This window comes from Denitrificimonas caeni, assembly GCF_905120345.1.
In the GTDB taxonomy this organism is placed as follows: Bacteria; Pseudomonadota; Gammaproteobacteria; order Pseudomonadales; family Pseudomonadaceae; genus Denitrificimonas; species Denitrificimonas caeni_A.
On the sequence record NZ_CAJHOA010000001.1, the window covers coordinates 82,046 to 93,839 of the forward strand.

An 11,794-nucleotide genomic window follows, 5' to 3' on the forward strand; every position below is an offset into this window, starting at 1 on the left:
CTTAAATCTTGCAAGCGCCACCAGCGCAACCGTCATCCATATCGCCTTGGCTGTCATCAGCGCCATCGCGAGTGTTTTGGTAGTACAGTGTTTTTAGACCGAATTTGTACGCAGTCAACAAGTCTTTTAACAGTTGCTGCATGGGTACACGGCCACCCTCAAAACGCTGAGGATCGTAGTTGGTGTTGGCCGAAATAGCTTGGTCAACGAATTTCTGCATAATGCCAACGAGATGTAAATAGCCTTCGTTATTAGGCATGCTCCAGAGTAATTCGTATTTGTCTTTCAGTTCGTCATAACTTGGCACCACTTGCTTGAGGATGCCGTCTTTCGATTGTTTGATTGTAACTAAACCACGTGGCGGCTCAATACCGTTGGTGGCGTTGGAAATCTGACTGGAGGTTTCCGAAGGCATTAATGAAGACAGAGTAGAGTTGCGTAGGCCGTGTTTAACGATATCAGCGCGCAATGTTTCCCAGTCTAAATGCAGAGGCTCACTGCAGATGACATCCAAATCTTTCTTGTAGGTGTCGATTGGCAAAATGCCTTGCGCATAAGTTGTTTCATTAAACGCAGTGCACGGACCAAACTCTTTCGACAGATTATTCGATGCTTTCAGCAGGTAGTACTGCATCGCTTCAAAGGTACGGTGGGTTAGCGCATTGGCTGAGCCATCAGAATACTTCAAACCGTTCTTAGCTAAGTAGTAAGCGTAGTTGATCACACCTACGCCGAGCGTACGGCGCTTCATGGTTGCGTTACGAGCGGCTTCCAGAGGGTAGTCCTGGTAAGTCAGCAAGGAGTCCAGCGCGCGCACAGCAAGATCAGCTAAGTCTTCCAGTTCATCAAGGCTTTCAATCGCACCTAAGTTAAATGCTGACAGGGTACACAGCGCGATTTCTTTGTCGGTCTCGTTGATGTTTTCCAGCGGGCTGGTGGGCAGTGCGATTTCTAGACACAGGTTAGACTGGCGAATCGGCGCAACCTTTGGATCAAACGGGCTGTGCGTGTTGCAGTGGTCAACGTTCTGGATGTAGATACGGCCGGTACTGGCACGCTCTTGCATCATCAGTGAGAACAACTCAACCGCAGGCATGCTACGTTTGCGAATATTTTCATCTTGCTCGTATTGCACGTACAGACGCTCGAATTCAACTTGGTCAGCAAAGAATGCTTCGTATAGACCGGGCACTTCATGCGGAGAGAACAGAGTGATCTTACCGCCTTGAATCAGGCGCTGATACATCAGTTTATTCAGTTGCACACCGTAGTCCATATGACGCACACGGTTTTCTTCGACACCGCGGTTGTTCTTCAGGACCAGCAGAGATTCAACTTCTAAGTGCCACATTGGGTAGAACAGCGTGGCTGCACCACCGCGTACACCACCTTGCGAGCAGGATTTAACCGCCGCTTGGAACAGCTTGAAGAAGGGGATACAGCCGGTATGCTGCGCCTCACCGCCACGGATGGGGCTACCCACTGCACGAATACGGCCCGCATTAATACCAATACCCGCACGCAGCGAGACATATTTAACAATCGCTGAGGTGGTGGCACTGATTGAATCTAAGCTGTCACCACACTCAATCAGTACGCAAGAACTGAACTGGCGTGACGGGGTACGTACACCGGCCATAATTGGCGTCGGTAGAGAAATTTTGAACAACGAAATCGCATCGTAAAAACGTTTGATATAGTTCAGGCGCGTGTCTTTTGGATAATCTGCAAACAAACACATGCCGATCAAAATATAGAGCATTTGCGGACTTTCGTAGACTTCTTTAGTGACGCGGTTCTGGACTAAGTATTTACCTTCAAGCTGTTTAACGGCGGCATATGAGAAAGACATATCACGGCCGTGATCCATATACTCATTAAGCTCGTCAAACTCAGCTTTATCGTAGTCACGTAAAATATGGCTGTCGTAACGTTCTTCGTTAGTCAGCTTGGTGACGTGGTCAAACAGATGTGGCGGCTCAAATTCACCATAAGCAATTTTGCGTAAGTGGAAAATCGCCAAGCGCGCTGCCAAGTACTGATAATCTGGCGTGTCTTCAGAGATCAAATCCGCTGCAGCTTTAATAATGGTTTCGTGGATATCTTTAGTGCGGATACCGTTGTAAAACTGGATATGTGATTTCAGCTCGACCTGCGAGACCGAGACATTCTTCAAGCCCATTGCAGCCCAATCAAGAACACGATGGATCTTGTCTAACTCGATCGGTTCTTGGCGACCATCGCGCTTGGTTACTTTAATGGCGTTAAAGTCTGTCATAATAAGATCCTTAAGGTGTTTGTGCGCAATAGGGCTTGAATATTTGCGAGTACTATTGTAGAGCGGATTTTGTATGCAAAACACATCATATAGTGTTTGTGCTAAAAGAAAGACGCAATATAGGGTATTGGTTGATTAAGATCAACCTGCTAAAACGAGGTGATCTTGCTTGTTTTACGCTGTAAGCCTGATGCTCTGTAGGCTTGCAGAGCTGTAAAATTTATACAATTAATTTGCTTGCGTTTTTGATTTCAAGAGGGTAATTCTCGGGTAACATTAAGTCGTTTAAAAAGTAATCAATTGTCGTCTAGCTCTAGCATAATTGTCATATTGAGTGTGTATTTTAAAGGCTATATTTTCTATGCAGCAGCTTGAGTTTTTTGAAATCCCCAGCCCTTGCATTGGTGTCTGCGAGGCGAATAACAGAGGCTATTGCAAAGGCTGCTTTCGCTCACGTGATGAACGTTTGTATTGGCTTAAGTTCAGTGAGACGGATAAGCGCCATGTCGTGCGCTTATGTCAGCAACGTAAAGCGCGCGTCCTAAAAGCTAAAGAAGCGGCTTTAGAGGCTGCCAAACCACAGTCTGAACAGCCCGAACAACCCAGTATGTTTTAGCCGCGCAGATATCATTTCAGTGCGCGCCTTTCATGGCTAGGATAGATGCAAGCGCTGGGCGTCAGGAATATCCATCTCATGGTGACTGACAATAATCAGCAAACCATTGGCTTGGCGCTCGCGTAAGGCCGCTAAGACTTGGTAACTGCTGACACTATCAAGACCGGCAAAGGGCTCATCCACTAATAAAATTGGACGCTGAGCAAGCAAAAGGCGCGCTAAAGCAATGCGTCGTGCTTGACCGCCAGAAATTTGTGCGCCGTATTCGCCGAGTGCAGTATCTAAACCGTTTTGTGCTCTTGCCCAATCCGCCAGCGCTACATCGGCTAACACCTGCCAGAGTTGCTCGTCACTGGCTTTTGGATCGGCTAAGCGTAAATTGCCGGCTAGACTACGATCGAAGATATCCAGCTGCTGTGGTAAATAGCCAATGCATTCATCCAATTGCCATGTGCTAGCTGGACGCTGGTTGATCAGATAATCACCACTACTGGGTGCTAGAGCGTTGGCCAATACTTTTAATAGAGTGGTTTTACCAATTCCTGAGGCGCCAGTTACTAATAACACTTGGCCACTGTGCAGATCAATATTGATATGTTCTGGACCATTCAGTGCCCCTGGAATGCGAGCGTAGAGATGTTGCGTTTGTAGCTGAAAAGGTGCGCTAGGACGTGGTTTATCAGCATCTTCGTCAACGTCGTTCGGCGCTCCATTCACTTGCATCAGTTGGTTAATCCGGTCACGTGCCGCTTGGCTTTGCCCTAAACCAATAAAGCTACCCGCTAAAGGTACTAAGGCTTCGTGAATACCCAATAGCGCAAGCGCAGCGGCCAATAGCCAAGGCACGTTGATTAGACTCGCGGAGACTAAGGGTACGCCAAACCATAATAGACAACCTAAGCTGGCAGCCAGAGCAAGCTGCTGCAATAGCGCCAGCAGACTAATCAGTTGCTGTTGTTGATAGTGTTGTTCCTGATAATACTCATCTGCTTTTAAAGTGTCAGCTTGCTGTTTTTGCCAACCTTGCCAAAGGGTGAGCGAGGTCAATAGCGATAATGACTCTAAAAAGTGCTCACGACGCAGTTCTGCCGCTTGCACATCTGTCAGAGCAAGCGTGCGACCCCGCCAAAAACCTAGCGCAGGCACAATGAATAGCGCCACAAGCAGTGCGGGCGTGACGGCGTAAGCCAACTGTGGTTGTAACCAATAGGCAAATATCCAGTACGCTAAGATGATTAAACAGGCCCAAAACCACGGTGCTATAAACTGCAAGGGAAAACGATCCAAGCGATCAATATCCGCGACCAAGCGGTGCATGGTAGCGGCAGAACCGGTGCTGTCTTGATTGACCGCTGCCTTGCGCAAGGTTAGAGCACTAAACACTTGGCTACGTAGATCTTTCAGCAAGGACAGGGTGGCATGGTGTGAGGTGACACGTTCGCCATAGCGGCCAGCGGTGCGCACAATGGCAAACAGGCGAATCAATGCTGCAGGACGAAAGTAATCGAAAGTAAATGAGCTACTCAATACTAGTCCGGCAATTGCGGATGCGGTAATGAACCAGCCTGAGGTTGCTAATAAAGCAATCGCAGAGAATAGGGTGAGCGAGCCTAACAACAAGGCTAAGCTCCAGTTGGCTTGGCGGCTGCGCAGTAAATTGCGCAAACGAATAGGGGTTAGCATAAAGGCTGCTCCTCTGGCGTTTGCAGGGCATGTAAATCAATATGGCGATCCAGCCATTGTAGTCCTTGCCATTGGTGGCTGATCAAAACTAAGGTTTTGCCGACACTAAGTTTCTCTAAGAGTGCGTGAATAATAGCGCTGGTCTCGGGATCAAGGTGCGCGGTGGGTTCATCCAATAACCAGATATGCGCATCACGCAGTAATAATTGCGCAATCGCTAGACGACTCAGCTGACCGCCAGACAGACCTAAACCACGCTCGCCCAGCGGGGCATTTAAACCCTGTGGGAGTTTTTCAACTAAAGCTAATAAATCCACTGCTTGCAACGCAGCGTAAAGATCTTCTTCGCTGGCATCTGGATTAGCGAGCCGCAAGTTGTCCGCCAGGCTGCCGCGCTTAAAGTTAGGCTGTTGTGATAAATAACCGAGCTGTCGATGCCAGTCACTGCGCAAGCTAGCAAGCAGTGAAGTTTGGTTGACTTCAATACGACCGCTGTAGGGTACAAAACCTAATAGCGCCAGTAGTAAACTGGACTTACCGCTGCCACTTGCGCCGTGCAAGCCAATCCGTTCACCGGCGGCAATCTGCAGATCAATGCTGGGTAGACGTATTCGTCCATTTTGCGCGGTGATACTGGTCTTGCTGAGAGATATTGCTGGAGCCGCGTTTAATTGCAAAGGCTGTTGACCGGGGTGTTGCCAAGTGTGTTGTTCTAATAGAGGCAGTAACTCTTCAATGGCACCTTCCGCTTCTGCTTTCGCGTGATAGTCAGTTCCCAGCTGGCGTAACGGTGCGTAAAACTCAGGTGCTAATAACAGAATAAACAGTGCACCGGCATAGGGCACAGGGATCACACCTTTGGCCCAAGGTAAAACACCCAGTAAACCTAAACCTAAATAAAGGGCGACGAGAGCAATCGCCAATGATGAGAACAGCTCCAGTACTGCACCTGATAAAAAGGCTAAGCGTAGAACTTTCATCGTGGTGTCGCGGTATTTCGAGGCTGAATTATCGACATCATATTGAGCTTGTGAGATGGCTTTCAGGTGTTGCAAAGTGGGCATGCCACGCACCCAGTCTAAAAAACGGCTACTGAGTTGGCTCATCGCGGCCATTTGCTGTTGGCTGCTACGGCTCGCAGCGCTGCCGACTAGAATCATAAATAACGGCACTAAAGGTGCGGTCAGCAACATTAAAACTGCCGCCAGGGGGCTGTAGTAAAAGGCGGCGATACTGATCATTAACGGAACAATCAGGACTAAATAGAGTTGTACATAATAGCGGCTGATGTAGCCATCTAAAGCATCGACTTGTTCCAGTAATTGTGAGCTTAACGCGCCGTCAGCGCCCAGAATCTGCCGCTCCGGTCCTAAGTTGGCTAATGTACCTAGTAGCTGCTGACGTAAGGATTTTCGTGCCTTCAGGCTGGCAGCTTGCGAGAGACGTTCACGAATAAACTGAGCCGTTGGACGTAAGGTAAAGCATAGCGCTAAGCCTAGGATATAGCGTCTATCAAAGGTTTGCTGCAACTCGGTTGTGGTTTGCGAATTCTCGAGTAAACCGACAAAGAGTTGCGCCAGCAGCCAACTTTGTCCAATAAAGAGCAGGGCGCCAACAACGGCAAAAATAAGAGCCCAGCGTAAGCGCTGTGCTTCTGGAGCAATAATTTGTTTTAAATGATGACGTAATTTACGTTTCAGCTGTTTCTCGGGGTTTTCTAGAGCTTTATCCACTGATTAAACCGTGCCTATAAAGTGATGGCTGTAAAGTGGCTGTCTATAAACAGCAACGTAGCGCGAATATTTCTCAATAATCGCACATACGCAGGTGCTCGCTGTGCGACATGTTGTCCTGTTCTGATTCTGGTCAATGTAAAAACATTATTAAATCGCATAGTATCTGTGATTGGGCGCATATTTCATCTATTAAGGACATACGCACAAATAAAAAACGAATATGTAATATAATCACATAGCTTTTTTAAACGCTTTGGAGGCTTGATTTGTTAGTCGTCGTAGATGATAATCATTTCGATTAAAGCCAACTAAATACAAGGAAACTGTATTCATGCAAGCAACAACTTTGCGCTCACTGCTTTTGTATTGTGTGGTGGTGAGTCCTGTTATCAGTGCTGCGACTATAGAGCAGTCACTGAGCGAAAGCGAAATACTCAGCCAAACCGCGCAAAGTTCTCAGAAACGCATCGAGCGTCTTGATGATGCCAGTCAGGCGATGTTAGAGGAATACAGTAACACTTTAGCTAAAACTAAAGCTCTGGAAGGTTATAACGAGCAAGTCAGTGAGCTGGTTGCTGCGCAACATCAAGAGTTAGTCAGCTACCAAGAGCAGCTTGATGAGTTGCAGGACACTGAGGCTGCAGTGATGCCGCAAATGCGTCGTATGGTGGAAGTTCTCGCTGAGTTTATTGGAGCGGATGTGCCATTTTTGCCACATGAGCGCGAGGATCGCTTAGCCGCACTGCAAGAGTTGATGCCCCGTGCCGATGTCAGTATGGCAGAAAAATACCGTCGCATTCTTGAAGCCTATCAAATTGAAAGTGACTACGGCTATACCCTCGAAGCATGGCGTGGTGAGCTCGGCGAAGGTGCAGAGCAGCGCAGTGTTGAGTTTTTACGCCTGGGTCGAGTAATGCTGTATTACCAAACTCCAAATGGCCATGAAAGTGGCTATTGGAATGCACAAACGCATAGCTGGCAAGTTTTGGATAATAATGTGCGCCGTCCTTTACAAAAAGCCATTGCCATTGCTCGTCAACAAAAAACTGCCGATTGGTTAGAGCTGCCGATTAAGACTCTAGCGCTGGAGGTGCAGCCATGAAACGCTTGTTATGGGTCACCTGTGCCGCGCTGTTTAGTCTTTCTGTGCAGGCTAATGTTTTAACACCCGATCAGTTGCTTGAGCGCATACGCAGTGAAAAAAATACTGAAGAGCAATTAATGCAAGAGCGCGAGCAGCGTTTTTTAGCGTCGCGCAATCAACAGGCACAGTTATTAGCAGATGCAAAAAAAGCTTTAGTGCAACAAGAGTCTCGTGCCGCTGCGTTGAAATCGACCTTTACAGCCAATGAACAGGAATTGGCCGATCAAGAGCAACTACTTAAACAGCAAGTCGGTGATCTCGGTGAGTTGTTTGCCGTGGTACGACAAAGTGCCGGTGATTTAGCCGGTCAATGGCGCAGCAGTCTACTCAATGTGCAGTTTCCACAGCGTGTTGAACAACTTGACCGTTTATCTAAAAGCCGAGTGTTGCCAAGCGCCGCGCAAGTTGAGAGTTTCTGGCTCACAGTACTCGAAGATATGATCGCAACCGGGCGTGTTGAGCGTGTTGCGGCACCAGTGATTGGTGCCGACGGCCAGCGTCAAACTCAGGATGTTTTCCGTGTTGGGCCTTTCTCAGCCTACAGTGAACAAGCCTTTTTAACCTTTAGTGAAGGTGATAATGCTTACCGCGCTTTGCCGAAGCAGCCTTCTGCTATTGGCCAAGTTAAGCAGTGGATCGGCAGTAACGACGCTGTCGTGATGATTCCTCTGGACCCAACCCGTGGTGCGTTGATTGAGCAATTACAACGTCAACCCTCGGTGTTGGATCGTCTGAAGCAGGGTGGATTAGTCGGTTGGGTGATTGTTGCGCTGGGTGTTTTTGGTTTTGCTCTAGCCGCATGGCGTTTGCTGGGCTTGATGCAAGTGCTTGGTAGTGTTCGTGCCCAAATGCGCAACTTATCACAGCCCAATAGCAATAATCCGCTCGGACGTGTGTTGAGCGTGCTAGGACCTAATCCACAACTATCTGACTTAGAAACCCTGGAGCTGAAACTCGATGAAGCCGTGATGCAAGAAGTACCGCAGTTGGAGAAAGGCCAAGGTCTACTTAAATTGTTAGCTGCGGTTGCGCCTTTACTTGGTTTGCTCGGTACTGTGACGGGAATGATTATTACCTTCCAAGCCATTACCCAAAGCGGTGGCGGTGATTCGCGTTTGATGGCCGACGGTATTTCGCAAGCGCTCGTCACTACGGTTGAAGGCTTAGTGGTTGCGATTCCTTTGTTGTTTTTACACAGCATTCTTAGTGCGCGCAGTAAGACAGTTGTGCAATTACTGGAACAACAATGTGTGGGGCTACTCGCGCTACATATGACAGGAAGTAAGCGCAGTGAATAACTGGCAAAGTGCATGGTTTTGGTTGATTGATAGCAGCCATGCCTTGCTGGATCTGATGAGCGCTGGCGGCATCGTAATGTGGCTGCTCGCCGCCCTGTGTGTGTTGTTTTGGACGCTAGTCTTGGAGCGCTTTTGGTATATGCATTGCTATTTTCCGCGTTGGGCCAAAGAGCGTCGTGCCGACTGGCAGACACTTAACTTTAATGCCAGCGCGCAGAATGGCTGGCAGCGAGCGGTGAGAGCGGCATGGCTGGCACAAGCGCGAGAGCAATTGCTTACGCCTTTGTCTGTCACTCGCACCTTAGTGGCGATGTTTCCGCTGTTGGGTTTGCTGGGGACCGTCACCGGTATGGTGGCAGTCTTTGAAGTCTTAGCGGTCAGCGGCAGTGGTAATCCTCGGGCCATGGCTGGCGGCGTCTGGCAAGCCACGTTACCCACTTTGGCGGGGATGGTCCTCGCCATTGGTGGTTTATTTAGTTTGGCCCGTTTAGAGCGTAATGCACGGCGAGCAATTGGGCGGTTGGCTGATCAACTGCGTCACGGATAAGGATTAGACGATGAGAATGCGCCGCTACAGTCAGCAAGCTGAAGAAGAGGCTGGAATTGATTTAACACCCATGTTGGATGTGGTGTTTATTATGCTAATTTTCTTTATTGTGACCAGTTCATTTATTAAAGAGTCGGGCATTGAGGTCAATCGCCCACAAGCTGATACGGCCAGTGCGCAAGATAAAGGTAATATTTTAATTGCGGTCACTGCTGATGGCCAGGTTTGGTTAGATAAGCAAGTGGTGGATGTACGTAGTGTACGCGCGCATGTTGAGCGTATGCGTCAAGAGCAACCTGAGGGCGTAGTGGTGGTGCAAGCTGATCAAGAGGCGCGCACCGGACTGGTCGTGAAAGTGATGGATCAAGCGCGTTTAGCCGGTGTGCAAGACGTGGTCTTAGCGGCTTCTACGGAGTCGCATTGATGCGTTGGTTGTGGTCTTTTTTAGCCGCTATTGCGATTGTCATCGGCAGCTTTATTTTAATGTTGGTGATGATCTTTCCACCCAAAAATAAAGCGGATGAATCAGCATTACAAATTGGGCGCTTTATGCCGAAGTTGCAGCAAGAGTCAAGCGACCCAAGTCGCTCTCGCCAGCAAATGCCAGAAAAACCTGTGGAGCCCCAACCTGAGACACCACCCGTACAGCAGGCACCGCAACCGCCGCGTACCCCGCCAATGGCGACGCTTGATTTGGCTGTGCCGCAGTTGTCCAGCAGTATTAGTGTGGCTGTTGCTTCGGCGCCGAGTCTACAAGGTTTAACTGCGCAAGCTGCAGCACCGGCTGCGCCTTCAGCGCCTGCGGCCAGCGCCGCACACAGTGCACCGAGTAATGATGCTGAAGTGATTCCTTTAAATGAAGTGCTACCTGTTTATCCTGATAGCGCACGCCGTCGCGGTATTGAAGGCTACGTGAAGCTAGCGTTTACCATTACGCCGGATGGTAAGGTGGAAAATGTGCGCGTGGTAGAGTCTTCGCCAGCCAATGTGTTTGACCGTGAAGCACGACGCGCTGCAGTACGCTGGCGTTTTTCACCACGCAGCGAAGAGGGTCGTTTAGTGGCCCGTGAAGCGGTTAAAACCTTGCAGTTTCGTTTAGAAAAAAGAGGGCGATAGGATGCGTCGATTGTTATTGGCTGCCTGTGTCTGTGCGCTGAGTACTCAAGCTGTCTCGGCGCAAAGTATTGCGCCGCAGGTATTCCGAGCCTTGCAAACCGCGCAAGCAGCGCAGCAGGCCGGTCAATACGCCGAAGCAGAGCAGGCGCTGCGCGCAGTGCAGGTTAAACCCAATAGTTTAGAGCAGGTGCTTATTTGGCGTAGCCAAGGCTACTTGGTCTGGGCGCAAGGGCATAATAAGCATGCGATCGATCTACTTGCTAAAGCGTTGAAAAGTGGTCAGTTAACAACGGAGCAAGTTGCCGAGGATCGCCTTAATTTAGCTAAGCTGAGTTTTGCAATCAAAAACTACCAACAGGTTTTACATTACCTGCAAGATATTGCGCAAACTGATGAAACCCTAGAGATGCGCATCCAGGCTTGGCAAGGTTTAGGGCGTTTAGATAAAGCCTTACCTCTGGCTGAGCAGTATGTAAAAGGTAAGCGTACGATCAGTGATAGTTGGCTGCAATTTATGGTCGGTGCGAATGCTGAGTTAAAACGTTACCCCCAAGCTGAGCAATGGCAAAAACAAGTGCTGCAGCGCAGTCCTGATCAATTAACGGCTTGGAAGCAGCTAGCAGTCCTACAACAATTGGCTGGTCAACACAGTAAAGCCTTGGCGACATTACGCACTGCTTACAGCAAAGGTATCAACTTTAAGCAGGCAGATCTCGATCGTCTAATTGCTCTTGCCTCTGCGTCAGATCAACCCTGGCAAGCTGCTCGTTTATTGGCAGGTATGCTGCAACACGGTTTACTCAGTGCCAGTCCAGCGACACAAGAACGTTTGGCGCAACTGCACTGGCAAGCCCGAGACTACCCACGTGCTGCGCAGCAGTACACGCAACTGGCCAAGCAAACCGGTAAAGGCCAGCACTGGCTTAATGTTGCTCAGTTAGAAATACAACAAGGCCGTTGGGATGCGGGTTTACAAGCACTCAGCGCCGCTGAGAAAGCCGGTGCGAATCAACAACAGGTACAGGCCTGGCGTGATTGGGCGCAAAGCCGTTTAGTGCTTGAAAAGAAAAACAGCACCCAGCTCGCTAAAAAATAACCTTGATCCACAGAAAAGTCATCCTCTCTATTTATCGTTCAGCGCGTGCAAGGGATATAGAAATGAGCGCTAGACGCTAATATCGTTTTTAGCATCGATAACATAAGTGAGTAGTTTCGAATATTTTTAAAAGTATATAATATCGATGGTAATTATTTAATTGGCTTTTAAAACAAAGGCTAAGTATTCAAGTTCATGCACACAAGCAGCCGGCATGCTTTGTTCGTATCGGCTGCTTTTCTGTAGGCAATAAAAAACCCCAGCCTAGGCTGGGGTTTTT

The 11,794-nt window shown here is 48.8% G+C and carries 10 protein-coding genes; 7 read left to right on the top strand and 3 right to left on the bottom strand.

The window, feature by feature from the left end; genetic code table 11:
* Nucleotide 1: 1 nt before the first annotated feature.
* Nucleotides 2-2,278 carry a class 1a ribonucleoside-diphosphate reductase subunit alpha gene (nrdA, locus tag JYJ62_RS00350; RefSeq protein ID WP_205340201.1) on the bottom strand — a complete coding sequence of 759 codons (2,277 nt, stop codon included), beginning with the start codon at nt 2,276-2,278 and terminating at the stop codon, nt 2-4.
* Between the two features lie 361 nt (nt 2,279-2,639).
* Here nrdA and JYJ62_RS00355 point away from each other — a divergent pair, with 361 nt between their 5' ends.
* Nucleotides 2,640-2,894 (top strand): DUF1289 domain-containing protein, encoded by a 255-nt coding sequence (locus JYJ62_RS00355; RefSeq protein ID WP_205340202.1) that lies wholly within the window; start codon nt 2,640-2,642, stop codon nt 2,892-2,894.
* Between the two features lie 36 nt (nt 2,895-2,930).
* Here JYJ62_RS00355 and cydC read toward each other — a convergent pair whose 3' ends face one another.
* Both cydC and cydD read right to left on the bottom strand, forming a co-directional pair.
* Complete coding sequence (gene cydC, locus JYJ62_RS00360) at nt 2,931-4,577, bottom strand: thiol reductant ABC exporter subunit CydC (protein WP_205340203.1); 1,647 nt, start codon at nt 4,575-4,577, stop codon at nt 2,931-2,933.
* Nucleotides 4,571-6,310: a thiol reductant ABC exporter subunit CydD gene (cydD, locus tag JYJ62_RS00365; RefSeq protein ID WP_205340204.1), complete on the bottom strand. Its 1,740-nt coding sequence runs from the start codon at nt 6,308-6,310 to the stop codon at nt 4,571-4,573. The genes cydC and cydD overlap by 7 nt, the downstream gene beginning before the upstream one ends.
* A 334-nt stretch (nt 6,311-6,644) precedes the next feature.
* On the opposite strand from cydD, the gene JYJ62_RS00370 reads away from it, so the two are divergent.
* From JYJ62_RS00370 to JYJ62_RS00395, 6 genes are read left to right on the top strand one after another with little or no spacing between them, the layout of a single operon-like run.
* On the top strand, nt 6,645-7,415 hold the full coding sequence (locus JYJ62_RS00370; RefSeq protein ID WP_205340205.1) for a DUF3450 domain-containing protein: 771 nt from the start codon (nt 6,645-6,647) through the stop codon (nt 7,413-7,415).
* Entirely contained in the window at nt 7,412-8,755 is a 1,344-nt protein-coding gene (locus tag JYJ62_RS00375; RefSeq protein ID WP_205340206.1) for a MotA/TolQ/ExbB proton channel family protein, read from the top strand. Before JYJ62_RS00370 ends, JYJ62_RS00375 begins: the two co-directional genes overlap by 4 nt.
* Nucleotides 8,748-9,302 (top strand): MotA/TolQ/ExbB proton channel family protein, encoded by a 555-nt coding sequence (locus JYJ62_RS00380; RefSeq protein ID WP_205340207.1) that lies wholly within the window; start codon nt 8,748-8,750, stop codon nt 9,300-9,302. The genes JYJ62_RS00375 and JYJ62_RS00380 overlap by 8 nt, the downstream gene beginning before the upstream one ends.
* A 10-nt stretch (nt 9,303-9,312) precedes the next feature.
* The gene (locus JYJ62_RS00385; RefSeq protein ID WP_205340208.1) at nt 9,313-9,726 is read left to right on the top strand and encodes an ExbD/TolR family protein; all 414 of its coding nucleotides are present in this window, start codon (nt 9,313-9,315) and stop codon (nt 9,724-9,726) included.
* A complete protein-coding gene (locus tag JYJ62_RS00390) occupies nt 9,726-10,418 on the top strand; it encodes an energy transducer TonB (RefSeq protein ID WP_205340209.1) in 693 nt (230 codons plus the stop codon). Before JYJ62_RS00385 ends, JYJ62_RS00390 begins: the two co-directional genes overlap by 1 nt.
* A 1-nt stretch (nt 10,419) precedes the next feature.
* A complete protein-coding gene (locus tag JYJ62_RS00395; protein WP_205340210.1) occupies nt 10,420-11,514 on the top strand; it encodes a tetratricopeptide repeat protein in 1,095 nt (364 codons plus the stop codon).
* The last annotated feature ends 280 nt before the right edge of the window (nt 11,515-11,794 follow it).